The organism is Serratia proteamaculans, from assembly GCF_004684015.1.
GTDB classification, from domain to species: domain Bacteria; phylum Pseudomonadota; class Gammaproteobacteria; order Enterobacterales; family Enterobacteriaceae; genus Serratia; species Serratia proteamaculans_F.
In genome coordinates this window covers 165395-189972 of the sequence record NZ_SRIA01000023.1, presented here as the reverse complement: position 1 = coordinate 189972, position 24578 = coordinate 165395, and the positions used below count along the sequence as shown (strand labels likewise).

Sequence of the window (24578 nt, the reverse complement as noted above, 5' to 3'; positions counted from 1 at the left end):
AAGGGAATGAAGCAAGCTACAGGAAAGAACAAACCGGCATTGACGCCAACATGGAAACTGAACGCCTTGTTGTGCGCGCTATTGGCGGCCGGTGGTGCGCAGGCTTCCACCTATACCGAAGGCGGCAGAACTGGCGATCCGGCAAGCTGGCGCAGCAATGAATTCAATGCCAACTGGGGGTTGGGGGCCATTCACGCTGACGAGGCCTATGCCGCGGGTTATACCGGTAAAGGGCAAAAGGTGGGCATCTTTGATACCCCAGTGAACCAGCACCCTGAATTCGCCGGTGACGGCAAACTGGTGAACGTGGTGACCCAGGGCTATCGCGCCTATACCGATCCACATCGCGAGGGGATTAACGCTGGCGATCGTTTTTACTTCGACGGCACCTTCCATTTCTACAGTGGTTCACAGGGCATGTTGAGTAACCACGGCGTACACGTCGCCGGCATCAGTGGGGCTAACCGCGACGGCACCGGCATGCATGGCGTGGCCTTTGACTCACAAATCATCAGCGTGGATAACGACAACGATGGCCCGGCCTATGGCGAATTCCTCGGGCTGGATGGCAGCGTAACCAACGCCGGTTGGCAGGCGATGATCAACACTGGCGTGCGGGTTATCAATAACAGTTGGGGCGTCAGTATTCCCGATTTCCTGTCGGATAATGGCAAAAAGCCAGACGCGCTGCATTTTGAACTGAAAGACGCACAGGAACAGTTTGATCAGGTGAAGCCGCTGCTGGGCAGCCTGGCGGGTGCGGGTTATCAGGGCGCGATCGATGCGGCGCGTAAAAACATTTTGGTGCTGTTCGCCGCCGGTAACGACGGTAACTACAACCAACCGGACGTGATCAGCGGCCTGGCCTATTTTGTGCCGGATATTGCGCCTAACTGGCTGTCGGTTGCCAGCGTTGCACAGGATGCCGCCTCCACCAACAGCGTGCCTTATACCATTAGCAGCTTCTCTTCACGCTGCGGTTACACCGCCAGTTTCTGCGTTTCGTCACCGGGCAGTAAAATCTACAGCACCGTGGCCAATGGTTCCGATCCGAATCAATTGGTCTCGGACTATGGCAATAAAAATGGTACCTCAATGGCGACGCCACATGTGACCGGCGCGGTTGCCGTGTTGCTGCAGCGTTTCCCGTACATGACGTCGGCGCAAATTGCCGACGTGTTGAAGACCACCGCCACCGATATGGGCGCACCGGGGATCGATGCGCTGTACGGCTGGGGGATGATCAATCTGGGCAAGGCGATTAACGGTCCGGGCATGTTCTATACCGTCGAAGATATTCCTGAAGAGTTCCGCATTCCGGATCCGACAGGCGTGGCTTACGGCTCGTCACAGTTTGTCGCCAACATTCCCGGCTTCGGGGCGCAAATCGATCAAGGTACGTTGCAGGCTCGCACTTGTGATGACTACCACTGTTCGGTGGAAGTCTATTCCAATGACATCTACGGCCATGGTGGCCTGACCAAGGAAGGCCAAGGGGCGCTGGTACTGACCGGTACCAATACCTATACCGGCCCGACCTGGGTAAATACCGGCTTGCTGGCGATCAACGGCTCGGTCACTTCGGACGTCACGGTGCAAAACGCTGGCGTGCTGGGTGGCTCCGGTACGGTAGGGTCACTGACCGCCCTCAGCGGCGCTACCGTGGCACCGGGCAACTCGATCGGCACGCTGAATGTGGCGCGTAACGTCAGCTTCGAGCCGGGCTCCCGTTATGCGGTGGAAGTGGCGCCCAATGGCCAGAGCGATCGGATCCAAAGCAGCGGATCGGCAACGATCGGCGGCGGCGAAGTGGCCGTTTCGCTGGAGAACAACACCAATCTGCTGTCGCAAAGCGAAGTTCGCAGCCTGCTCGGCCAGCAGTACAACATTCTGACCGCTCAGCAGGGGATCAGCGGACGGTTTGATTCGGTGGCACCGAACTACCTGTTTCTCGGCGCCGGGCTGACCTATCAACCCAATCAGGTCACGCTGAACGTGGGCCGTAACGACACCTCCTTTGCCAGCGTGGCAGCCACCCAAAACGAACGTGCGGTGGCGGCAGCGGCGGATGCCCTGACAGCGGGCAACCCGGTGTACGAGAGCATCCTCAACGCCGGTTCGGCAGGGGAAGCGCGTCAGGCGTTCCGTCAACTGTCCGGGCAGATCCATGCGGATATCGCCTCGGCACAGGTCAACGACAGCCGTTACCTGCGTGATGCGCTGAACGGCCGTCTGCGGCAGGCGGAAGGGTTGGCGACCTCGCCGGACATCAAGGCGGACGACGACGGCGGTGCCTGGGCGCAGTTGCTGGGGGCCTGGGACCATGCGTCGGGCGATGCCAATGCGACGGGCTATCAGGCCTCGACCTACGGCGTGCTGGTGGGGCTGGACTCGGCATTGGCGGACGACTGGCGCCTGGGCGTGGCGACCGGTTACACCCGCACCTCGCTGGACGGCGGCTACGGCTCGAATGCCGACAGCGACAACTACCACCTGGCGGTGTACGGCGGCAAACAGTTCGGTGAACTGGCGCTGCGTGCCGGCGGGGGCTACACCTGGCACCGTTTCGATACTTCACGTTCGGTCAATTACGGCATGCAGTCAGATCGCGAAACCGCGAAATACAGTGCGCGCACCGAGCAGGTGTTTGCCGAAGCGGGTTACAGCGTGAAGGCCGACTGGGTGAATCTGGAGCCGTTCGCCAACCTGGCGTACATCAACTTCCAAAACAACGGTATCTCGGAAGACGGCGGGGCTGCGGCGCTGCACGGCGACAAACAGCACACCGATGCCACGGTATCGACGCTGGGGCTGCGTGCGGATACCCAGTGGCAGGTGAGCAAAACCACCAGCGTGGCGCTGCGCAGTGAACTGGGCTGGCAGCATCAGTACGGCGATTTGGATCGCGGCACCGGGTTGCGTTTCAACGGGGGCACTTCTCCCTTCGTGGTGAACAGCGTGTCGGCCTCTCGCGACGGTGCGGTGCTGAAAGCCAGTGCGGAAGTGGCGGTGAACAAAAACGCCACGCTGTCACTGGGTTACGGCGGGTTGCTGTCGCAAAACTACCAGGACAACAGCGTCAACGCTGGTTTCACCTGGAAATTCTGATCTACTTATCTTAATTTTTGTTACCTAACACTGGGGCCAGCTTGCTGGCCCTATTTTTTTGCATTTTAACGGCAGGGATCACCTATGCTGCAGCATGCGGTGGGGGTTAAAGCGGCAATAAAAAAACCGGGACCCTTGCGGATCCCGGTTCAAAGTGGGGTAAAACATATTTTAGCGCTACGGCCCAAATTACGACGAGGATCTATTGCATACATTCTCTACGTCGTAACTGAAACGAGCTTTCCCTGGTGTCATTATGATTATTGGTGATGCGATCTTACTATTGTTATATTTTTATTGTGGTGTTGCTGTGTGTCTCTTCTGATACCATGTTTGACTATATAATGTGGTATGTCAAGCAATGTTTAGGTTATACATTGTACCATATACCAGTTTTGGATCGCTTTTTTGCACGGCAAGTATGAAAACGACTGAAAAAACAGCAAAAAAAATCGAAGGAAAAAATGGATAACAATCACCAGAAATTCGATTCACAGTCGATAGCAAACCGGGTCAGGGAACTGTTTGTACATTATGGGATTGGTAAGCGTCAGCATGCCAAAGAGCTCAGCCGCATTCTGGATCTGAGTTTTTCGCATGCGCATCGTAAGCTAAAGGGGCAAAGTCCCTGGACTCTGGAACAAATTAACAATGTCGCGGCGGCATTAGGGGAGACGCCCGCCGCGATCGTGGATACTGGCACTGAAAGTGACATCTCCGCACAAACTATTGCACGGGATGCCATCTTTTACCTGGGTGGGGTCGAGTTAGCCTGTGTGGGTTATATCGGCCATGAACTGGTTGGCGGACGAACGTCGGAATATGTGGCATTGCAACAGGCAGGGCAATGGTGTGTTTATCGTGCGGATGATGCGCCGCAGGGGCAACGTTACTGCGTGGAGTTGATAGAGCTGCGACCTGCCGCCGTTGAAGACGAACGCTTGAGCATTGCGGTACTCGATGATTCACACCTGGCGGCCGATGAGCTGACAAAATACCTCAACGGGCGCGGTTTTCATGCCGTGGCGTTTTATGATGTCGGCAGTTTTAACCTGGCGTTGCAGCAGAGCCTGTTCGATGGGTATGTGGTCGACTGGTTGATTGGTCAGGAAACGGCAGACCAATGTATTGAAGCCATCCGCGCCTCGGATAATCCGGATGCGCCGGTTCTGGTTCTCACCGGCCAGTTAGGGACCGATCAGCGGGAATCTGAAATCGCCAGAGCGATGCGTGACTATGACGTGCTGGGGCCTTATGAAAAACCAGTGCGGCTCCATGTGATTGAAGCCGCACTGTTGCGCTGTTTTAATCTCTAGCGGCCAGCAGTGAAGCCAGTGCGGAAGACAACGCGTCCAGCCTGACCGGCTTCATCAAGTAATCGTCGAACAGCGCCCGCTGTTCGGCAGACAGTTGTTCCGGGGTATAAGCGCTGATGCCCACGATAGGAATACCGCGATTGGGGCCACGTTGGCTGCGTAATTGTTTAGCCAGCGCGGCACCGTCAATGCCGGGCATTTGCAGATCCAGCAGTAACGCGTCGTAGGGGCGCCTGAGCAGCTTTTGCAGCGCCCGTTCCGACGAGTTGCACAGTTCATGTTGATAGCCGAGCTTGTCCAGCAGCGCCGCGAAGGCGTCACTCACCGATTTGTTGTCATCAACCACCAGGATATGTTGCTGTTTTTGCCCCAGGCCCTGGTGGTGGTGAGGTATTTCGTCCCGCTGTTCTTCATTGCTGATTTCAACCGGAATACTGACGATAAAGGTACTGCCTTTTTTGGGCTCACTGTAGACGGTAATGCTGCCGTCGAGCAGCGTGACCAGCCCGTGAACAATCGCCAGCCCCATACCGACGCCGCCATACTGCCGGGTATGTGACTGATCAAGCTGGGTGAAGGGCTGGAATATCTGGTCGATCATCTCTTTTTCGATGCCGATACCGGTATCAGTGACCTCAATGATCAATGAATTGCCGCTAGGTTGCCGCCGCAGGCTGCTATACAGCGTGATGGTGCCGCTCTCGGTATATTTGAACGCGTTGGTCAGCAGGTTGACGATAATCTGCCTGATGCGCAGTGGGTCGGAATGTATCTGCAGATGGCCGCACTCCACTTCACACAGCAGCGTCACCTGTTCTTTCTGACTCAGCGTATTTATTTCATTCGCCGTTTCTTCGACCAGTCGCTGAACGTCGAAGGGCGCGATACGCAGTTCCATCATCCCGCTGTCCAGGTGTGCGTAATCGGTCAGATCTTTCATCTGGCTTTCAATTTGCTGCGCGGCGGTTTCCAGCCGTTGGAAGGTGTCCGCATGCTCGGCCGACACCTTGGTATTCACCAGCACATCAATGGCAGACATAATGCTCTGCAGCGAGGTGCGCAGCTCGTGACCAATGGCCCCCAGGAAGGCATTTTTGGTGCGAGTGGCTTTCTCCGCCTCAATCGCTTTGGCTTGCTGCCGGATGGTCAGGCGCTGTTGGCGCAGCACAATCAGGGTGATGGCGATCAGCGCGATCACCGAGAACATCACGATCACCAGACCATAAAAAATGATGTGTCGTTTTTCGATATAGTCTTCGTAGGCGGCGGTGCGCTGCTTCACTTCGGCGTGATCGGTCAGGTTGGCCATCTCAATGGCATAGGGCTTGATTTGCCTCATGGCCTGCGAAATAAGCGAGAAATCAATCTTCGGGCTGTTGAGCAAATTATCAATCTGATCCATTTTCTCGCGCATGTGTATGATCACTTCGGGATAACCCGGTTCGGCGTACAGTGGCTGGGTGGATTCGGACACCGTTTCCAGCACGTAAAAGCGAGAATAAAGGATTTCAAATTTAAGCCGCAGATCTTCGCTATCCACCTTCGGTGCGTTTTTCTGCTGTTCGACCAGGGTCTCAAACTCAGCCAGCTTGATGGAAAATTTGGCGATCGACCAGGAGTAGTTCTCCTGGGTGCCGGCGATAGCATACAGCCCCTTCTTTGACAGGGTTGCGCTGTAGTAATACAGCGTCACCGTAGAGGCAACCAAAAACAGTGCGGCAAAAATAGCCGGGATCGCCAGCCTGCTGTTGCTTTTAAACCCTGTGAGCTTCATTTGATCACTATCCTGTCCACTTGCCAGATAAAGCGTGAGTTGTAGAGCGGGGAATTCAACTCAGGCCCTGCGGCATCCCTGGGATAAACCAAAAACAGCGGGCCGAAGTTTCGGATCTTCAGCATTTCGCCATCCATCTTGTAGGCCAAAATCATATTGTATTTCTCGACGTCGGACAGCGGCACGTCGATGTAGTAATCATTCAGCGCGTAAAACGTCAGCGTGCTGCCTTTGGCCCCGACACGCGCCAGAATGTCCGCTACGGCAACCCCTTCAAACTTTCTTTGCGGCGTCCAGGAGGTTGAGGTGGTGATGCTGCTCACCGGCATCGCCAACAGTTGTTTATCGGTAAACAGATAGCTTTTCTTTACCGGGTCGGTGGTGTTTTGGATGTTGCCCGAGACTTCCAGAGTAAAACTCAGTGCGCTGGATTGGACGACCATCAATGCAAAAAATGCCAACGTGATGTTTTTAAATAGTTTGAACAGCATCGGTGTTCTCCAGTGTCGCGGATGCTTACATGAGCTCCGCCCATTGATCAGGCAAAATAATGGCAGAAAATAACAGTCTGTGTTGAAGGGAATGGTAAAGAGCACGAAAAGAAAAGGCCAGGGATTAACCCTGGCCTCGGTTTGTGCTGATTTTTGCGCTTAGCGCATGGTGACAAACTCTTCCGCAGCGGTCGGGTGGATCGCCACGGTGTTGTCGAAGTCTTTCTTGGTGGCGCCCATTTTAATCGCCACGGCGAAGCCCTGCAGGATCTCGTCCATGCCGAAGCCAATGCCGTGCAGGCCAACAATCTTCTCTTCTTTACCCACGCACACCAGCTTCATGCGGCACGGCTGGCGGTGCTGAGTCACGGCGCTGTACATGGCGGTGAAGGAAGATTTATACACTTTCATGCTGTCCGCACCGAATTTCTCGATGGCTTCCGGCTCGGTCAGGCCGATAGTGCCGATTGGCGGGTGGCTGAACACCACGGTAGCGATGTTGCTGTAATCCAGGTGTTCTTCCGGCTTGTTGTTGAACAGGCGTTCGGACAGGCGGCGACCGGCGGCCACGGCAACCGGGGTCAGTTCAACGGCGCCGGTGTTGTCACCTACGGCATAAATGCCCGCTACGTTGGTGTTCTGGTATTTATCGACGTCGATATAGCCATTTTCGTTGGTTTTCACCCCGGTAACGGCCAGGTTCAGATTATCGGTCGCCGGTTCACGGCCGATCGCCCACACCAGGCTGTCGACGGTGAATTCCTTGCCGTTTTCCAACTGCAGCGTCAGGCTGCCGTCGGCGTTTTTAACGATGGCCTTCGGCACTGACTCGGTGTGCAGGCTTGGCCCTTCGGTGTTCATCACTTCCACCAGGGTGTCGACAATCATCGGATCGAAGCTGCGCAGCGGCGCGTGTTTACGCACGAACAGGTGCGTTTCGGCACCCAGTGCATTCAGCACACCGGCGATTTCCACCGCGATATAGCCTGCGCCCACAATGGCAACGCGTTTTGGCATGGCGTCCAAATCGAAGAAACCGTCTGAGTCGATGCCATATTCTGCGCCCGGAATGTCCGGATGGCTTGGGCGCCCGCCGGTGGCGATCAGAATATGGTCGGCGGTGATTTTCTCACCGTTGACTTCAACCGTGTGGGCGTCGATAAAGCGCGCGAAGCCTTTGATCACGTCGACTTTGTTTTTGCCCAGCACGTTGTCGTAGGAATTATGGATGCGGTCGATATAAGCGGTGCGGTTAGCCACCAGCTTTTTCCAGTCAAAGGCGTTGACGGTGGTATCGAAACCGTAATCCGGGCCGTACAGATGAATGGCCTCGGCGATTTGCGCCGCATGCCACATAACCTTTTTCGGTACACAACCCACGTTGACGCAGGTGCCGCCCAGTTCTTTGGCTTCAATCAGCGCGCATTTCTGGCCGTACATGGCTGCCCGGTTGATGGATGCGATGCCGCCGCTGCCGCCGCCAATTGCTAGATAATCGTAATGTTTGGTCATCTGGGATTTCCATGAATTGTGTGAATCGAAGAGCGTAAGAGTTTAACGCCTGATGCAGGTTTGTCGCAAAGATTGCGTCGATGGCTGTGATAGGTGGGGTAAAGGCGCGGCAGGCCGCGCCCCGGATGCTTATTCCGGCACCACCCAGTTCACCAAATGGTGACCATGGCCCGACGGCACCAATATTTTGTGCAGCCATGGCAGCACGTTTTTCATTTGCTGTTCCAGCTTCCAAGGCGGGTTAATCACGATCATGCCGGAGGCAGTCATGCCGCGTTGGTCACTGTCGGGTTTTACCGCCAGTTCGATCTGCAGAATATTGCGGATGCCGGTGGCTTCCAGCTCTTTGAGCATACGTTTGATCTGCTGGCGCATCACCACTGGATACCACAACGCGTAAGTGCCGGTGGCAAAGCGCTTGTGGCCTTCTTGCAGGCCTTTGATCACGTCCTGGTAATCGGTCTTCATCTCGTACGGCGGGTCCATCAGGATCAGCCCGCGGCGCGACAGCGGCGGCAGTTGGGATTTCAACTGCTGGTAGCCATCGGCGCGTTGTACCTTGGCGCGTTCGTCCTTCTGGAACTCGCTGCGCAGCAGCGGGAAGTCGCTCGGGTGCAGTTCGGTCAGGTGGATTTTATCCTGCGGGCGCAGCAGCTGGCGGGCAATCAGCGGTGAGCCAGGGTAGTAGCGCAGCTTTTCGGTACGGTTAAAGTGGTGCACTACACTCATGTAGGCCGCCAGTTCTTCCGGCAGATCGTCACGTTGCCACAGCAGACCAATACCTTCCAGGTATTCCCCGGTGCGTTCAGCGTGCTCACCGCTCAGCTGATAGCGCCCTGCGCCGGAGTGGGTATCCAGATACAGGAAAGGTTTGTCTTTTTCTTTCAGCGATTCAATGATCAGGCTCTGAACGGTGTGCTTGAGCACGTCGGCGTGGTTGCCGGCGTGGAAACTGTGGCGGTAACTTAACATGGCTTGTGGTAATTCCTTGTGCTCCCGACGGAGCGTGCTGAACAGAATAAAGGCTTATATTCTGCACAGTATAAACTGTCTGGGCGGGAAAAACCGGAATGCGTTACCACAGACCCTCTATCAAGGAGCAGGACAATGACCGAGTCGGCTATTCTGGCTAACTATCCCGGCGCGTCGCGCTGGCAATTCGGCGACAGCCCGGCGCTGGCGGATGAGCTGCTGCAACGGGTGCTCGACGGCGACAAAACCGCAACCTGTGGTTCCTATGTCGCCTATCAACAAGAGAAATCACCGCTGGTTGGGGATTATAACGTGATCCTTAATGGTCGGGGTAAGCCCGCCTGTGTGATCAGAACGCTGTCACTGAAGCTGGTTCGTTACTGTGACGTCACCGCCGAGATGGCCGCGCTGGAAGGCGAGGGGGATAAGAGCCTGGCCTTCTGGCGCGAGGGACATCAGGCATTTTTTACTCGCGAAGGGACCTTTTCGCCGCAAATGTGGTTGGTATTTGAAGAGTTTGACCTGGTTGAGGTCCTCTAGTTACGCGGCCGGTTGCTCTAGCGCAGCAACCACCTGCTCGCGCAGCCAGCTATGGGCCGGGTCGAGGTGCGATCGTTCATGCCAGACCATCACCATGTCATAACCTGGTAGTTCCAGCGGCACCGGACAGGTGCGCAGACTGCCCAGCAGTTCCCCCAGCATGCGCGAAGGCAGCATCGCCACCATATCGGATCTCGCCAGCAGCGTGGGAATGAACAGGAAATGCGGCAACGACATCACTACCCGCCGTGTTAATCCCTGAGCTTCCAATAGCGTATCGATCTGAGTACGAAAACCGCCGCCGTCCTGTGAGACCATGACAAATTCAAGCTGGCAGAACTGCTCCAGCGAGGGCGGGGTCTGCAATAACGGATGGTCATGACGACCCACCAGCAGGTAATTCTCGTGGAACAACTGGCGATGTCGCAGCTCGGCGGGGGCCTCTTCACGGGCCAGAAAACCCAGGTCGATCACGCCGTCGGCCAGATCGCGGCTCATGTTTTTGGGTGAAGCTTCACGGATCGCCAGACGGGATTGTGGTGCTGCCAGCCGCAGTTTGGGCAGCATCGGCAACAAAATGGCATATTCGGCCGCGTCGGCGGCGGCCAGTTGCCAGGTCATTTCGGCCCGTAGCGGATCAAACGGCTGTTCCGGCGCCACCAAACGGCCGAGATCGGCCAGCGTCTGGCGCAGTGGCGTCAGCAGGCCGAGTGCGCGTGGCGTGGGCAACATAGCGCGTGAGCCGGGCAGCAACAGAGGGTCATGGTAAATCTCGCGCAGTTTGGCGAGCTGAATACTCACCGAGGGTTGGCTCAGGTTAAGGCGTGCGGCCGCCCGGGTTACGCTGCGCTCAGTGAGCAGCACTTCCAGCGTAACCAACAAATTGAGATCGACCCGCTTTAAATTGTTGATAACTATTCCTCGCATTAAATCTATCAATTTCAACTATAGCGTTAATCCTCTTACCGTGGAACGGACGTCGGAAAAGCCGACGATACCCTAATGGATAAGGACGAAACGATGAAACTGAGCGAGTACGTTGGCTACGATGCGCTGGGGTTGGCCGAACTGGTAAAGAGCGGCGAAGTCAGTGCGCAGGAGCTGCAACAGACGGCGCAGGCCGCGGTTGAGGCAGTGAACCCGGCGATTAACGCAGTGGTGGAACATTGGACGCAGACGCTACCGGAGGGCGAAGGCCCACTGTCTGGCGTGCCTTTCCTGATTAAGGATATCGCCATCAGCATGGCCGGTAAGCGTCTGGAACTGGGGAGTCGATTGGCGCAGGGCAATATCGCGGCGGCAGACAGTTATCTGATGAGCAATATTCGTCGAGCAGGGCTGGTCACCTTTGGTCGCACCACCACGCCGGAAATGGCGTTCAGTACCACCACTGAAGCGGTGCTTTACGGCGCGACGCGCAATCCCTGGAACCCGGATTTCAGCGCGGGCGGTTCCAGCGGCGGAGCCGGTGCGGCGGTTGCTGCCGGGATCGTGCCTATCGCTCATGCCACTGACGCCGCAGGATCGATCCGCGTACCCGCTTCGTCGAATGGCTTGTTCGGCCTTAAACCGACGCGTGGCCGGGTTTCACATGGCCCGGCGATGGATGAAGTGTTCAACGGTTTTGGCGTCCAACTGGGGCTAAGCCGTACGGTGCGCGACAGCGCGGCCTTGCTGGATGCCCTGCAGCATCCACATCTCGGTGAACCCTATTACACCGCGCCTCCGGCACAGAGTTGGCTGTCACAGGTGACGTCTGAACCTGGCCGACTGCGTATCGGCATGATGACTCAGGCATGGAACGGCGGCAAAACCGATCCGCAAATCGCTCAGGCCACGGCCGAGACTGCCGTGCTGCTGAGTGAGTTGGGCCATCAGGTTAGCGAGGTGGATATGGCGATCGGCGTCAGTTGGCAGGAACTGGTGTTCGCCAATGCGCAAATCTGGTGCGCCAATCTGGTCGGTTGGGTCGATGGGTTGAGTCAGGCGACCGGGCGGCCGGTATCAAATGAAACGCTGGAGCCGGAGACGCTGGCTTGTTACCGCTACGGTTTGGCTGCCAGGGCGGTGGATATGGTCGCAGCCCTTGAGGTGCGTAACCGGGTGACTCGCGGCGTCGCGGCCTATTTTCAACAGTACGACCTGCTGCTGACCCCGACTCTGCCCGACCTGCCCTGGCGGATTGGCCGTTATGGCACAGGGACTGCAGGCATGAGCGGCCTGGAGTGGACGGCGCATTTATTCGATCACTCGCCGTTTACGCCGGTATTTAACGTGGCGGGCGTACCGGCGATGTCGGTACCCTTGGCGCAGGATCCGCAGCATAACCTGCCGATAGGCATGCAATTTGTCGCCGGTTTTGGCCGTGAAGGTTTGCTGCTGAAACTGGCTGGCCAACTGGAACGTGCGGCACCCTGGCAGCAGCGACGTCCCGCGATTTGGGCGGGGAATGCATAGCCATTATTGTCCACACTGGCGGTACAGATCCTGCTGAATGCGGTGCAAGGCACTATCTATCAACGCCCGGCCATTGATTTTCCTGCTGCTTGGCTCCATGTTAGATATTCATACGCATTTTAAGGCCTGCCCGCTGCGGCGGGCCCCAACGCTAATCAGGACTGCCCTATGACAAATCCGTTGCTGACCCCGTTTTCCCTGCCACCGTTTTCCGCCATTCGCCCAGAAGATATCGTGCCTGCGGTGCAATCCGCGTTGGCCGATTGCCGCGCTGCGGTAGAGCGCGTTGTCGCGCAGCCGGGGCCATTCACCTGGGATAACCTGTGTCAGCCGCTGGCTGAGTCTGACGATCGCCTGTCGCGCATCTGGTCGCCGGTGGGGCATTTGAACTCGGTAAAAAACAGCCCGGAACTGCGCGCTGCCTATGAGCAGGCGCTGCCGTTGCTGTCTGAATACGGCACCTGGGTAGGGCAACATGAAGGGCTTTATCAGGCTTACCGTAGCCTGAAAGAAGGAGCGGCTTTCGAAAAGCTGACCGCACCCCAGCGCAAGTCGGTAGAAAATGCGCTGCGTGATTTTGAGCTGTCAGGCATCGGCCTGTCGCCGGAAAAACAGCGTCGCTACGGCGAAATCGTCGCGCGTCTGTCCGAACTGGGTTCTACCTACAGTAACAACGTGCTCGATGCCACCATGGGCTGGAGCAAGCTGATTACCGACCAAGCCGAGCTGAGCGGCCTGCCGGAAAGTGCGCTGGCCCAGGCTCAGGCGATGGCACAGGCCAAAGAGCAGGACGGCTGGTTGCTGACGCTGGATATGCCGAGCTATCTGCCGGTACTGACCTACGGCGACAACCGTGCCCTGCGTGAAGAGATGTATCGCGCCTTCGCTACCCGCGCCTCCGATCAGGGGCCGAATGCCGGTAAGTGGGACAACAGCGAAGTGATGGCAGAAACGCTGGCGTTGCGCCACGAATTGGCCCAATTGCTGGGCTTTGACAGCTATGCAGACAAATCGCTGGCGACCAAAATGGCGGAAAACCCGGAGCAGGTGCTCGGTTTCCTCAGCGATCTGGCCAAGCGTGCCCGTCCGCAGGCCGAGCAGGAGCTGGCACAGCTGCGCGCCTTCGCCAAACAGCATTATGGTGTGGATGAGCTGGAAGCCTGGGACATCACCTATTACGGCGAAAAACAGAAACAACACCTGTTCTCAATCAGCGACGAGCAACTGCGCCCGTACTTCCCGGAACAGCGGGTGGTGGAAGGGCTGTTCGAAGTGGTCAAACGCATTTATGGCATCACCGCCAAAGAGCGCAAGGATGTCGATACCTGGCATCCAGAGGTACGCTTCTTTGACCTGTTCGACGCCAACGGCGAGCTGCGCGGCAGCTTCTACCTTGACCTGTATGCGCGTGAAAACAAGCGCGGCGGAGCATGGATGGACGACTGCGTCGGCAGCCTGCGCAAGGCAGACGGCGAGCTGCAAAAGCCGGTCGCCTACCTGACCTGTAACTTCAACCGTCCGCTGGGCGACAAGCCGGCGCTGTTCACCCATAACGAAGTGACCACGCTGTTCCATGAGTTCGGCCACGGCCTACACCATATGCTGACCCAGATCGACACCGCCGGCGTTTCCGGCATCAGCGGTGTGCCATGGGATGCGGTCGAACTGCCAAGCCAGTTTATGGAAAACTGGTGTTGGGAGCCGGAAGCACTGGCGTTTATCTCCGGTCATTATCAGAGCGGCGAGCCGCTGCCGAAAGAGATGCTCGACAAGCTGCTGGCAGCCAAAAACTACCAGGCGGCGCTGTTCATTCTGCGTCAGTTGGAATTCGGTCTGTTCGACTTCCGCATGCACGCCGAATACAGCCCGGAAAAAGGCGCGCAGATCCTGCCAACCTTGGCGGAAGTGAAGAAAATGGTGGCGGTGGTACCTTCACCAAGCTGGGGCCGTTTCCCACATGCTTTCAGCCATATCTTCGCTGGTGGTTACGCGGCGGGCTACTACAGCTACCTGTGGGCGGAAGTGCTGTCGGCCGATGCCTATTCGCGCTTTGAGGAAGAGGGGATTTTCAACGCCGAAACCGGTAAATCCTTCCTCGACAACATCCTGTCGCGCGGCGGTTCGGAAGAGCCGATGGAACTGTTCAAACGCTTCCGTGGCCGTGAGCCGCAGCTGGATGCTATGCTGCGCCATTACGGTATTAAAGGATAACCCCACCGGTGAGCGTGTGTTTATTGTGTGAAGAAGGCGCCGATCCCGGCGCCTTGTCTATTCTGGCGCAGCGCTGGCAGTTAACTTCGGACGACGAGGCGCTGATGGCGCTGGTCTTGACGCCCGAACGGCTGGAGCTGCGCAAGCGTGACGAACCCAAACTCGGGGCGATCTACGTCGATTTCGTCTCCGGCACCCAGGCCCATCGGCGCAAATTTGGCGGCGGGCGCGGTGAAGCGGTGGCGAAGGCGGTCGGCATCAAGGGCAGTTACCGGCCTGACGTGGTGGACGCTACTGCCGGTCTGGGGCGCGATGCTTTTGTACTGGCGTCTCTGGGCTGCCGGGTGCGGATGCTGGAGCGTAACCCGGTGGTGGCGGCATTGCTGGATGACGGCCTGCAGCGCGGCTATCAGGATGCAGAGATCGGCCCATGGTTGCGCGAACGCATGACGCTGTTACATGCCTCCAGCCTGACGGCGTTGGGGGATATTGATCCCCGGCCGGAGGTGGTGTATCTCGATCCGATGTACCCACATAAGCAGAAAAGTGCGTTGGTGAAAAAGGAGATGCGGGTGTTCCAGTCGCTGGTGGGCAGCGACGATGACGCCGATGGCCTGCTGGAACCGGCACGCCGCCTGGCGACCAAGCGCGTGGTGGTAAAGCGCCCGGATTACGCCCCGCCGTTGGCTAACGTACAGGCCCATGCGGCCTCGACGACAAAAAGTCACCGTTTCGATATCTACATGCCCTATCCCCGTTAATTCGGGCGCGGCATGCAGCGCCCCTACAAGCCGCCTTGATACAACGCCAATTATTTAGGGCATAGAGAGTTAAATAGGGAGGTATTCATTGATCCACCTCCCAATTTTATTTTTTACCTTGCAAAGACACTGGCAAGCTTGTGCTCCAGATCGCATGATTCCTTTTCGTTCCCCTTCCTATACCCTATGGCTTTCAAGTTGCAGCTAGGCGGCCAGCTCGCTCATCCCCAAGCGCTTACTTTAGTAAGTAACTGGGGTGAGCGAGTGCAGGTAACACCGCTGCGGCTTGAAAGATGACGGGTATATAATTAGATGAAAAATGAAAAAGATACTCCTTGCTGTTTTGCTTTGCCTGGGTACCTCTGCGATGGCCTCTGAACCTGTCAATATCACCATTCTTGGCACCTCTGATCTGCACGGCACTTTCGTGCCCTGGGATTATTCTACCGACACCGCCAATCTGGCCGGTAGCCTGAGCCAAATTGCCACTCAGGTGAATCAGGTGCGCGCCCAGCAGCCGAACGTGATCCTGGTCGATGCCGGTGACACCATTCAGGGCAACTTTGTCGAGACCTTTAAAAACGACAAAACCAGTCCGATGATCCTCGGTTTTAACGCACTGGACTATGACGTCTGGGTGATGGGCAATCACGAATTCGACTTCGGCCTTAAACCGCTTTCCACCTCACTCAACCAGTTCAAGGGCACGGCACTGGCCGGTAATATCCTGTGGGACAGCGGCAAGCCCTACCTGCCGGCGTATAAAATCATTGAACGCCAGGGGGTGAAAATCGGCATTATCGGCATGGATACGCCGATGACCGCTGAATTCGCCAAAGGCACCGATCGAGTAAAAGGCTTGAACTTTACCGATCCGGTCCAGGCGGTGAAGCAGGTGATCCAGCAGATCCAGGGGCAGGTGGACGCCATCGTGCTGGTGGCGCACATGGGGATCGACAACGAGAACCAACGGCCGGGGACCGGCGTGGGTGATATTGCCCGGGCTAACCCGGAACTGGCGGCGATCGTCGCCGGGCATATGCACGTAAAAGTCGATAAAGAAGTGATTAACGGCGTGATCGTCACCGAACCGGACAAATATGGTCGCGCGCTGTCACGCATCGATCTGCAGTTTGAGCAGCACAACGGTAAGTACGTGCTGATCAACAAAGACAGTTATACCTACCCGATCAAAGGCATTGCCTCGGATAAGAAACTCGAAGAGATTTACCAGCCGTACCACAAGATCCTGCGGGCCAATGCCAATCGGCCGATTGCCCAGCTCAGCGGCCAGGATCTGGTGCCGCCGGATGCGGTGAAGGGCATTCCGCAGGTGCATGTTCAGGACACCGGCATCAGCAAGCTGTATCAGGAAGCCGGGCATTACTATGCGCCGCAGGCGCAGGTGATCGCGTTGCAGATTGATAACGACCGGCCGAAACTGAACGTCGGTACCATCACCGCCAAGGACATTGCCTTCAACTACCAATATGCCGGTGGCGAGATCACCGTTTATCAGCTCAGCGGCAAAGAACTGAAGAAGTACATGGAATGGTCGGCGGGCTATTTCAATCAGCTGCATGATGGCGACGTGACCTACAGCTTTAACCCGCAGCGCCGCGCATCGAAATACTCGACCAATGATTTCTTCGATGGCGTGACCTACAAAATCGACCTGCGCCAGCCGGTCGGGCAACGCATCCGCGACCTGCGGATGACCGACGGCACGCCGGTGACGGACAGCACGCCAATCCGTCTGGGGATGAACAGCTACCGTATGGGGCACCTGACGCAAAAAGGCGGCGCGCTGGAAGGCATGCAGTTCCCGGTGCTGTCTGACAGCAAGGTGGAATACGGTGAAGAGGCCGGTACCATCCGCAATCTGACCCTTCGTTATCTGACCGAGGTGAAAAAAGGCCAGTATCAGGGGCAGGCGGTGCAGCGCTGGCAGTTGGTCGGGCTGGAAGGTTATGATCGTGAGCGCAAGATCGTCGAAAAGCTGCTTAACGACGGCAAAATCAGCGTGCCCACCAGTGAAGATGGGCGTTACGGTAACGTGGCGTCATTCAACGTGAAAGGGTTGCTGTTCAGCGAGCCGCAGGCGCGTCGGCAGCATCAGGCCACGTTGCAGGCGCAGTTGAGTGCTGCCAGCGATCCGCTGGTGAAGAAGCATTTGAGTGACCAGTTGGTGATTATCGAGGCGATTAACAAAGCCTGAGAATGATTACGGGCCCTGCATGCTGGGCCCTTATCATAACCGACGAACCTTAATGCCCCTGCAGTAGACGCTTGCCGACATCACCGCCCGGATGTACCGCCAGCAGCGTTTCCTTGTTGTAGCCACTGCGCTCCATCAGGCAGGCACAGGCCGCGTCGAAAATTGCCAATACCAGCACGATAGACGTAGTTGCCAGCATGTTCAGCGGATCTATCTCATTTTCCACCCCGGTGCGGATCACAAGCTGTGCCGCCTGAGCGATCGCCGAATCCGGATTCTCCGTCACGCCAATCAGCGGCACCCCCCTGGCCTGCAGCGTCGGCAGCAGCCGGGTCAGTTCGTCGGAATTGCCGCCGCGTGAAATCAAAATCATCAGGTCATCGCCGCGCAGAAAGCCCAAGTCGCCGTGCGCCGCGTCGGTGGCATTCAGGTAAATAGCCGGACGCTCCACGCAGGCCAGCATATGGGCAATTTTGCGAGCGGCGATGCCGGAGGTACCAACGCCGGTGACCACAATTTTACCCCGGCACTCCGCCAGCAGGGTCAGCAGCCGTTGCCAGGTCTGTGGGTCGAGGCGTTGCCCCAATTGGGCCAGCTCCCGGCTGTAGATTGCCCAGGCCTGGGTTGCCCGTTGCCATTCCTGCTGCATCAGGCGTCCTCCTGCATCAGTTGGCGGTATTTCATATGGTCGTTATACAGCTCATGGAACACGCGGTATTTACGATCGTAATAGCGTTTGATCTTGTTGGTCTGCGGCGTCACGGTTTTACCGATACGGCTCATGGCACTCATCGCCTCCGGCAGGCTGTCGAACACCCCGGCCGCCACGGTGCCCATCATCGCGCCGCCCAACAGCATCGCCTCGCTCTCTTCCGGCAACAGCATGGCACAGCCGGTGGCATTGGCATGTTCCTGCACGAAAATCGGGTTCTTGGTGCCGCCGCCGCTGGCCATGATGGTATCGATGCTGTAGCCGCTTTGGTTCATGGTTTCGATAATATGGCGGGTACCGAGCGCGATGGCCTGGATAGTCGCCAGATAGTGCAACGCCATGTCTTCCGGGGTACGTGACAGCTTCAGCCCGGTCAGGGTGCCGGTCAGCGTCGGATTGGCACGCGGCGAGCGGTTGCCGTGGAAATACGGCAGCATATGAATGTCTTTGGTCAGGTAGGCAATATCCTCCGGCTCGCCCGCCATACGGCGCAGCAGGGCGTTCAGCACCTCATAGATGGTCTGCCCCTGGGTTTTTGCCTGCGCCAGCAGCTCCTGATAACAAGGATGTGACTGAATGATATGATCAATCAGCGCGCCGGTGGCGGACTGGCCGCCTTCGTTCAGCCAGTATTCCGGCAGAATCGCCGAGTAATACGGCCCCCATACGCCGGGGATAAAGCGTGCGGTGCGCGACATCGCCATATGACCGGTCGAGGTGCCGCCGATCAGGGCGACGCGGCGGTTAAAGTCCGCCACTTCACCGGAAGCCCCGGTAGCCCCCAGCGTGCCGAGAGTACCGGCGTGGGCATCAATGATCGACACGCTGACCGCGGTGCCGGCAATCAACCCCATCTCACTGGCGGCGCGCTGGGTCAGGCCGTGGCCCAGTGGTTCACCCATCATTTTGACGTCGCTGCCAATTTTGGCGGCATCGTGTTCCAGTACGTCTTCCAGCCCAATCTGTTTGAAATAGCTTTTGTCCCAGCGCTGTTCATGGCCGAGATAAGTCCATTTGCACACCGTTGAACACAGCGAACGGGTGGCGTCCTGAGTGGCGCGCCAGGTGAGGAAGTCCGGCAGATCAAACAGGTAACCGGCGTTGGCCCAGGTGGTCGGCATATGCTGCTTCAGCCACAGCATTTTGGGGGTTTGCATTTCCGGCGAGATGATGCCTCCGACGAAATCCAGCACCCGGTGTTTGGTGGCGTTAATGCGCTCGGCCTGGGTGATGGCCCGGTGATCCATCCACACGATAATGTTCTGTTCGGTACGGCCGGAAGGGCTGATGGTCAGCGGCTTTCCCTCTTTGTCCAGCACCACCAGCGAGCAGGTCGCGTCAAAACCCAGCCCTTTGACCTGAATCGGGTTGATGTCGGCCTGATTAACCGCATCACGCACCGCGTTGCACACCGCCTGCCAGATATTGTCCGAGGACTGTTCAACAAAGTCGGCCTTTGGCCGATACAGGTCGATAGCCCGGCTGGCCTGTCCGACCATATGGCCGTTGAGATCGAATACCCCAGCGCGCGCACTTCCGGTGCCTACATCTACGCCAATAAAATAGCTCGCCATTATTTTTCTCCTAGGCTTTTCGATTCTGTAACGCGATAAACAAGATCAACACCGCACCCCACAGGGCCATGGTCAGATAGCTGCTGACGCCCAACAGGTTGAGACCGCTTTCCAGCATTTGCAGCACAATCAGTGCCAGCACCAGGCCCAGTACCCGGCCAAACCCGCCGTCCGGGTTAATGCCGCCCAGCACCGAGGCCAGAATGGTCACCAGCAGATAGGATTCGCCGTAACCGGCCTTGGCCGAGTTGAACTTGGCCATCATCAGCAACGCCGCACCCCAGCCGAGCAGGGCCGACAGCACATACACCGCGATTTGCACCCGGGCGGTATTTACTCCGCTGAAACGGGTGGCCTGCTCATTGGAGCCGATTAAATACAGGCTGCGCCCCAGCGTGGTGTGCTCCAGCAACAGCCACAGGCCCACGGCGACCAACAGGAACAGCAGCAGCGCCACCGGAATACCGAGCAGGCTGCCGTTGCCGAGATACTGAATCGCCGCCGGGAAGCCGGATATCACCGCGCCGTTGGACAACAAAATATTCAGGCCGGTGATCAGCGTCATGGTGCCGAGCGAGGCGAGAATGGGTGAAACACCGACCCAGGCGACCAGCACGCCGTTAAGCGCGCCAATGGCGACGGCGACCAGCAACCCCGCCAGTAGCGCCAGCACCAGAAACAGCGGTTGATCCGGGTGACTGACGATAATGGCCGCCATCACCAGCGAGCAGGCGTTGGCACCGGCGATAATCGACAGGTTGATGCCGCCGGTGAGCATGGTAATGCCCATGCCGAGCGCCAGCATGCCGAGGATCGGTAACTGCGAGGCGATCGACTGGAAATTACCCAGGCTGAAGAAACGCGATCCAAGCAGCCCGGCGAACAGTAGCGCCACGACGATAATGATCGCGCTCTGCAGGCGGATGATCCGATCGTTTGGGATCAGACGAGTTAACTGGGTCATTTCATAGCTCCTTGGCCAGCTTGCGTTTTTCATTCCAGGCGGTGCTGCTGATGCTGATCAAAATGATCGCGCCGCTGAACACCTGGTGCCAATAGGCCGATACGCTAAGCAGCGTCAGACCGTTCTGCAGGAAAGCCAACAGCACCACGCCCAGCAGCGTCCCGGTCAGCGAGCCGCGGCCGCCGGTCATGCTGGTGCCGCCCAGTACCACCGCCGCCAGCACCGTCAGTTCGAAACCGAGCAGGGAGTTGGGCGCCACCGACTGGGTGATCTGCGCCTGTACCACGGCGGCAATGCCCGCCAGAATGCCCATGTAGCCGTAAACGTAGAAGTGCAGTCGCAGCAGGTTCAACCCCAGGCGCGATGCCGCATCGCGGTTGCCGCCCATGGCGAAAATCTGGCGGCCAAGGCGGGTGAAGTTCATCAGTACGCCGGTGACGGTAATCACCGCCAGCAGGCACAAAAGCGGCAGCGTCAGGCCGTAGTCATAGCCGTCGGCACCCTGGAACGAGAACCAGCTGATGCCGTCCATAAACCAGTCGGGGAAACCGTACAGCCAGGTGCCATTGGTGGCGTACACCAGCAGGCCGTAGAACAGGTTCAGCGTGGCGATGGTGATGATGATGGCCGGTACTTTCAGCCAGTAGACCAGAAAGCCGTTCACCAGCCCGAGCAGCAGGCCGACGCCTATCGCCAGAGCGAACGCCAGCGGGAAACCGCCGCCGTGCTGAATAACCCAACTGGCCATCACGTATTGGGCGATAGCGGTGATCGCCGGGAACGAAATGTCGATGCCACCGGCAATCAGCACCACGAACAGGCCGCAGGCGAGAATGCCGAGAATGGCGTAGCTGGTGGCCATATCGGTCAGGTTGCCCAGCGTCAGAAACTCGCTGGTGCCAACGCTCAGGCCGACGGCCAGCAGCAACACCAGCAGGCCAAGGTAAAATTCGTGCCGCCCGGCCAGGCGGGCCAGTAATGACTTATCCATTCACCACCTCGGCGATCTGCTGTTCGGTACTCTGGTGCGGCGAAAACTCGGCGATCAGCTCGCCCTTGCGCATCACCAACACCCGATGGCTGTTGTAATAGGCTTCCGGGATCTCGTCGCAGATCATCAACACCGCCATGCCGAGCGCCGCCAGATCTTTGGCGATCTGGTAGATCCCCTCTTTGTTGGCGATATCTACCCCGACGGTCGGCGAGTCGAGGATCAGGATCTTCGGCTGCGTGGCGACCCACTTGGCGATAGCGATGCGCTGGGCGTTGCCGCCGGACAGGGTTTTGACCGGTAGCGCGCTGTCGGAAACCTTAATGTTCAGATCGCGGATCAGGCGGTTAACCAACCCGGTGGCTTTGGCATGATCCAACAGCCCGAGCGGGGTATGCAGTTGATCAAACACCGTGACGATGGTGTTGTCGTAGATCGACTGCTCCATGATCAGCCCCTGCGTCAGACGATCTTCCGACACATAGCCGATGCCCTGGCGCACCGCTTCGCGGTTGTTATGCAACCGCACCGGCTGGCCGTCGATCCTGATTTCACCGCTGTCCGGGCGGGTCATGCCGAACAGGCTGAGGCACAGCTCGGTGCGGCCTGCGCCCAGCAAACCAACGATCGAGACGATCTCGCCGCCGTGCAGCGACAGATTGATATTCTGATATTTCCCGCGTCGGTTGAGATTACGCACTTCGAGCAGTGGCGCACTCTCGGCGGCTGGCCGTGGGGGTAACTGGCTGTAGTGGAAGCGTTGGCCGGTCATCAGGAACGCCAGCTCATGGCTATCGAGTTCACTGGCCGGATAGGTACCGACCAGCTTGCCGTCGCGCATTACGCTGATGCGGTCGGCAACCTCCATCACTTCATCGAGCCGGTGGCTGACAAATACCACGCAGATACCTGCGGCTTTCAGCTCATTGACTACCCGCAGCAGACCGTCGACTTCCTGACGCGTCAACGAGGCGGTAGGTTCATCCATAATCACCAGCCGCGCTTCGGCAGCGATGGCGCGGCAAATCGCCACCAGTTGGCGATCGGCAATCGACAGTTTTTCGACTTTCTTGTCGGGATCGATATGCACGCCGACGCGCGCCATGGCGTCCAGCGCGGTCTGACGCATCACCCGTTTGCGCACCCAGAAATGGCCGCCGGGCAGGTAGCGGTGAATGGCGATATTTTCCGCCACCGTCAGATTGGGGAATAACGACAGATCCTGATAAATCACCTGAATGCCGTAATAACCGGACAGCTGCGGCGTCAGTGAATGAAAGAGTTTACCTTCCAGCGAAATATTGGCGCCTTTTTCCGGCTGATAAACGCCGGAAATAATTTTAATGATGGTGCTTTTGCCACAGCCATTTTGTCCGGCCAGGCAGTGCACTTCTCCAATATTCAGCGTCAGGTTGATCTGGTCCAAAGCCAGCACGCCCGGAAACTTTTTACTGATATTTTCCAGGCTGATAAATGCGGTGGATGTGGTCATGGCATTAACCTATGCAGGTTCTTATTATCGTCGGGCGCGATGGGCTGCGCACCGACGTTATTTAATTATTTTCCCGGTGTGGCGCAATCAGTCCTACCCTATGAATTTCAAGCTGCAGCTAGGCGCCTAGCTCACTCATCCCCAGGCGCTTACTTTAGTAAGTAACTGGGGTGAGTGAGTGCAGGTAACAACGCTGTAGCTTGAAAGGCGACGGGTAAAATTAGAAGCCCAGTGATTTGGCATTATCTTTGGTAACTTCAAGAATTTTATTAAACCGAATCACTTTCTTGTCCATATCGACGTCGGCTTTACCCAAACCTTCAATCGACAAGTCTTTGGTCACTTCCTTGCCCTGCAGCAGTTGATCGGCCACCGTCACCAGCGCATAACCGGCGTCTTTTGGATCCCACAGCAGCGCTTTCTTGATGTCGCCGCGCATCAGGTAAGGGGCGGCTTGCGCCGGCATGGCGATACCCACCACGGCAATCTTGTCCTTGGCGCGTTTCTTGGCGACCGCCTGACCGGCACCAATCGGGCCTAGGGAGCCAAAACCGATAATGCCTTTCATCTGCGGGTAGGTTTTCATCAAATCCAGCGTGGTGGCGTAGGATTTATCGATGCTTTCCGCCACCGGCAGACGTGACGTCACTTCGAACATGTCCGGATATTTGGCTTTCTGGTATTTGATGGCGGAATCCGCCCAGGCGTTATGCAACGGCACGGTCAGCGAGCCAACGTAAATGGCGTAGCCACCTTTGCCGCCCATGTCTTTTGCCAGTTCATCGACGTTGGCCTGCGCATACTTTTCGCTGTCGATGGTTTCGATATCCCACTGGCCAATCTGCTGGTCAGGCGATTCATGGGTCAGTACCACGATGCCTTTCTCACGTGCCTTCTTCAGTACCGGCTCCAGTACCTTGGCATCGTTTGGCACCACGATGATGGCATTAACGTTCTTGGCGATCAGGTCTTCAATCACTTTGACCTGTGCTGCCGGGTCTGGGGTAGATGGCCCGGTCTGGTAGGCATTAACGTCGAGCTTTTTCGCCGCGTCGTTGACCCCGACTTCCATACGGTTGAACCAGGGAATACCGGTCACTTTGGCGACCACGGCAATCTCGTACTTTTCAGCAGCCAGAACAGGTGTTGTCGATAACATGCACGCAGAAACCACACATGCATTTAATAATGCGAGGTTAAATTTCATTTCGCTGTACCTTTTTTATCTGTAGGGGTGGTTGTTTTTCCACCTGAGCAGATTACAAAGGAATGGAAGAGGGGACGTAACCCAAGTTGGCAAACTGTGAGCTGTGCACATTGAGGTAAAATTATGACGGTTTTAATGTTAATTAAATGTTTAATATTTTTGTGGTGGTAATTTTACCACCTGAAAACATCATTTAATTAACAATATAAATGATATTAATTTACATAATTTAAACAATTTGATTGAGAGAACGCGGATCCTTGAGGGGAAAAATGCCG

General features: G+C 57.1%; 18 protein-coding genes. 7 read left to right on the top strand and 11 right to left on the bottom strand.

All coding sequences use genetic code 11. From position 1 onward, the window contains the following. Nucleotides 1-6: 6 nt before the first annotated feature. A complete protein-coding gene (locus tag E5C26_RS23765; protein ID WP_135318452.1) occupies nucleotides 7-3108 on the top strand; it encodes an autotransporter outer membrane beta-barrel domain-containing protein in 3102 nt (1033 codons plus the stop codon). Nucleotides 3109-3572: 464 nt separating this feature from the next. Beyond that, nucleotides 3573-4424, top strand: coding sequence for a helix-turn-helix domain-containing protein (locus E5C26_RS23760; RefSeq protein ID WP_135318451.1), 852 nt, complete (start codon nucleotides 3573-3575; stop codon nucleotides 4422-4424). Here the strand turns inward: E5C26_RS23760 and E5C26_RS23755 are convergent. The 4 genes from E5C26_RS23755 to E5C26_RS23740 form a co-directional block, all read right to left on the bottom strand. Continuing rightward, nucleotides 4414-6198, bottom strand: coding sequence for an ATP-binding response regulator (locus E5C26_RS23755; protein WP_135318450.1), 1785 nt, complete (start codon nucleotides 6196-6198; stop codon nucleotides 4414-4416). The two genes, E5C26_RS23760 and E5C26_RS23755, sit on opposite strands and share 11 nt — an antisense overlap. After that, complete coding sequence (locus E5C26_RS23750) at nucleotides 6195-6689, bottom strand: molybdopterin-dependent oxidoreductase (RefSeq protein ID WP_135318449.1); 495 nt, start codon at nucleotides 6687-6689, stop codon at nucleotides 6195-6197. The genes E5C26_RS23755 and E5C26_RS23750 overlap by 4 nt, the downstream gene beginning before the upstream one ends. Nucleotides 6690-6848: 159 nt before the next feature. Beyond that, on the bottom strand, nucleotides 6849-8201 hold the full coding sequence (gene gorA, locus E5C26_RS23745; protein WP_135318448.1) for a glutathione-disulfide reductase: 1353 nt from the start codon (nucleotides 8199-8201) through the stop codon (nucleotides 6849-6851). Between the two features lie 129 nt (nucleotides 8202-8330). Continuing rightward, nucleotides 8331-9173 (bottom strand): 23S rRNA (adenine(2030)-N(6))-methyltransferase RlmJ, encoded by an 843-nt coding sequence (locus E5C26_RS23740; protein WP_135318447.1) that lies wholly within the window; start codon nucleotides 9171-9173, stop codon nucleotides 8331-8333. Between the two features lie 135 nt (nucleotides 9174-9308). Here E5C26_RS23740 and E5C26_RS23735 point away from each other — a divergent pair, with 135 nt between their 5' ends. Next, complete coding sequence (locus tag E5C26_RS23735; RefSeq protein WP_135318446.1) at nucleotides 9309-9713, top strand: ASCH domain-containing protein; 405 nt, start codon at nucleotides 9309-9311, stop codon at nucleotides 9711-9713. Here the strand turns inward: E5C26_RS23735 and E5C26_RS23730 are convergent, their stop codons facing one another. Further along, nucleotides 9714-10640, bottom strand: a complete 927-nt coding sequence (locus E5C26_RS23730) for a LysR family transcriptional regulator (protein ID WP_174355057.1) — start codon at nucleotides 10638-10640, stop codon at nucleotides 9714-9716. 93 nt (nucleotides 10641-10733) lie between these two features. On the opposite strand from E5C26_RS23730, the gene E5C26_RS23725 reads away from it, so the two are divergent. From E5C26_RS23725 to E5C26_RS23710, 4 genes are all read left to right on the top strand, one after another. Then, nucleotides 10734-12170 carry an amidase gene (locus tag E5C26_RS23725; RefSeq protein WP_135318445.1) on the top strand — a complete coding sequence of 479 codons (1437 nt, stop codon included), beginning with the start codon at nucleotides 10734-10736 and terminating at the stop codon, nucleotides 12168-12170. 168 nt (nucleotides 12171-12338) lie between these two features. Continuing rightward, a complete protein-coding gene (prlC, locus tag E5C26_RS23720) occupies nucleotides 12339-14381 on the top strand; it encodes an oligopeptidase A (protein WP_135318444.1) in 2043 nt (680 codons plus the stop codon). Nucleotides 14382-14389: 8 nt separating this feature from the next. Next, nucleotides 14390-15142 (top strand): 16S rRNA (guanine(1516)-N(2))-methyltransferase RsmJ, encoded by a 753-nt coding sequence (gene rsmJ / locus E5C26_RS23715; RefSeq protein ID WP_135318443.1) that lies wholly within the window; start codon nucleotides 14390-14392, stop codon nucleotides 15140-15142. 319 nt (nucleotides 15143-15461) lie between these two features. Further along, nucleotides 15462-17360, top strand: coding sequence for a bifunctional metallophosphatase/5'-nucleotidase (locus E5C26_RS23710; RefSeq protein ID WP_135318442.1), 1899 nt, complete (start codon nucleotides 15462-15464; stop codon nucleotides 17358-17360). A 49-nt stretch (nucleotides 17361-17409) separates the two neighbouring features. Here the strand turns inward: E5C26_RS23710 and E5C26_RS23705 are convergent, their stop codons facing one another. From E5C26_RS23705 to E5C26_RS23680, 6 genes are all read right to left on the bottom strand, one after another. Beyond that, nucleotides 17410-18009 (bottom strand): KpsF/GutQ family sugar-phosphate isomerase, encoded by a 600-nt coding sequence (locus E5C26_RS23705; RefSeq protein ID WP_135318441.1) that lies wholly within the window; start codon nucleotides 18007-18009, stop codon nucleotides 17410-17412. Continuing rightward, nucleotides 18009-19646, bottom strand: coding sequence for an FGGY-family carbohydrate kinase (locus E5C26_RS23700; protein WP_012147371.1), 1638 nt, complete (start codon nucleotides 19644-19646; stop codon nucleotides 18009-18011). Before E5C26_RS23700 ends, E5C26_RS23705 begins: the two co-directional genes overlap by 1 nt. Nucleotides 19647-19656: 10 nt before the next feature. Next, a complete protein-coding gene (locus E5C26_RS23695; protein ID WP_037426861.1) occupies nucleotides 19657-20610 on the bottom strand; it encodes an ABC transporter permease in 954 nt (317 codons plus the stop codon). A gap of 1 nt (nucleotide 20611) precedes the next feature. Next, a complete protein-coding gene (locus E5C26_RS23690; protein WP_135318440.1) occupies nucleotides 20612-21601 on the bottom strand; it encodes an ABC transporter permease in 990 nt (329 codons plus the stop codon). After that, a complete protein-coding gene (locus tag E5C26_RS23685) occupies nucleotides 21594-23093 on the bottom strand; it encodes a sugar ABC transporter ATP-binding protein (protein WP_135318439.1) in 1500 nt (499 codons plus the stop codon). The genes E5C26_RS23690 and E5C26_RS23685 overlap by 8 nt, the downstream gene beginning before the upstream one ends. A gap of 220 nt (nucleotides 23094-23313) precedes the next feature. Further along, nucleotides 23314-24300, bottom strand: a complete 987-nt coding sequence (locus E5C26_RS23680) for an autoinducer 2 ABC transporter substrate-binding protein (protein ID WP_135318438.1) — start codon at nucleotides 24298-24300, stop codon at nucleotides 23314-23316. Nucleotides 24301-24578: the final 278 nt, after the last annotated feature.

Excerpts from the sequence above, each read along its gene's own strand:
- E5C26_RS23765 (WP_135318452.1), top strand. The coding sequence starts at position 7 with ATGAAGCAAGCTACAGGAAAGAACAAACCGGCATTGACGCCAACATGG.
- E5C26_RS23760 (WP_135318451.1), top strand. The coding sequence starts at position 3,573 with ATGGATAACAATCACCAGAAATTCGATTCACAGTCGATAGCAAACCGG.
- E5C26_RS23755 (WP_135318450.1), bottom strand. The coding sequence starts at position 6,198 with ATGAAGCTCACAGGGTTTAAAAGCAACAGCAGGCTGGCGATCCCGGCT.
- E5C26_RS23750 (WP_135318449.1), bottom strand. The coding sequence starts at position 6,689 with ATGCTGTTCAAACTATTTAAAAACATCACGTTGGCATTTTTTGCATTG.
- gorA (WP_135318448.1), bottom strand. The coding sequence starts at position 8,201 with ATGACCAAACATTACGATTATCTAGCAATTGGCGGCGGCAGCGGCGGC.
- E5C26_RS23740 (WP_135318447.1), bottom strand. The coding sequence starts at position 9,173 with ATGTTAAGTTACCGCCACAGTTTCCACGCCGGCAACCACGCCGACGTG.
- E5C26_RS23735 (WP_135318446.1), top strand. The coding sequence starts at position 9,309 with ATGACCGAGTCGGCTATTCTGGCTAACTATCCCGGCGCGTCGCGCTGG.
- E5C26_RS23730 (WP_174355057.1), bottom strand. The coding sequence starts at position 10,640 with ATGCGAGGAATAGTTATCAACAATTTAAAGCGGGTCGATCTCAATTTG.
- E5C26_RS23725 (WP_135318445.1), top strand. The coding sequence starts at position 10,734 with ATGAAACTGAGCGAGTACGTTGGCTACGATGCGCTGGGGTTGGCCGAA.
- prlC (WP_135318444.1), top strand. The coding sequence starts at position 12,339 with ATGACAAATCCGTTGCTGACCCCGTTTTCCCTGCCACCGTTTTCCGCC.
- E5C26_RS23710 (WP_135318442.1), top strand. The coding sequence starts at position 15,462 with ATGAAAAAGATACTCCTTGCTGTTTTGCTTTGCCTGGGTACCTCTGCG.
- E5C26_RS23705 (WP_135318441.1), bottom strand. The coding sequence starts at position 18,009 with ATGCAGCAGGAATGGCAACGGGCAACCCAGGCCTGGGCAATCTACAGC.
- E5C26_RS23700 (WP_012147371.1), bottom strand. The coding sequence starts at position 19,646 with ATGGCGAGCTATTTTATTGGCGTAGATGTAGGCACCGGAAGTGCGCGC.
- E5C26_RS23695 (WP_037426861.1), bottom strand. The coding sequence starts at position 20,610 with ATGACCCAGTTAACTCGTCTGATCCCAAACGATCGGATCATCCGCCTG.
- E5C26_RS23690 (WP_135318440.1), bottom strand. The coding sequence starts at position 21,601 with ATGGATAAGTCATTACTGGCCCGCCTGGCCGGGCGGCACGAATTTTAC.
- E5C26_RS23685 (WP_135318439.1), bottom strand. The coding sequence starts at position 23,093 with ATGACCACATCCACCGCATTTATCAGCCTGGAAAATATCAGTAAAAAG.
- E5C26_RS23680 (WP_135318438.1), bottom strand. The coding sequence starts at position 24,300 with ATGAAATTTAACCTCGCATTATTAAATGCATGTGTGGTTTCTGCGTGC.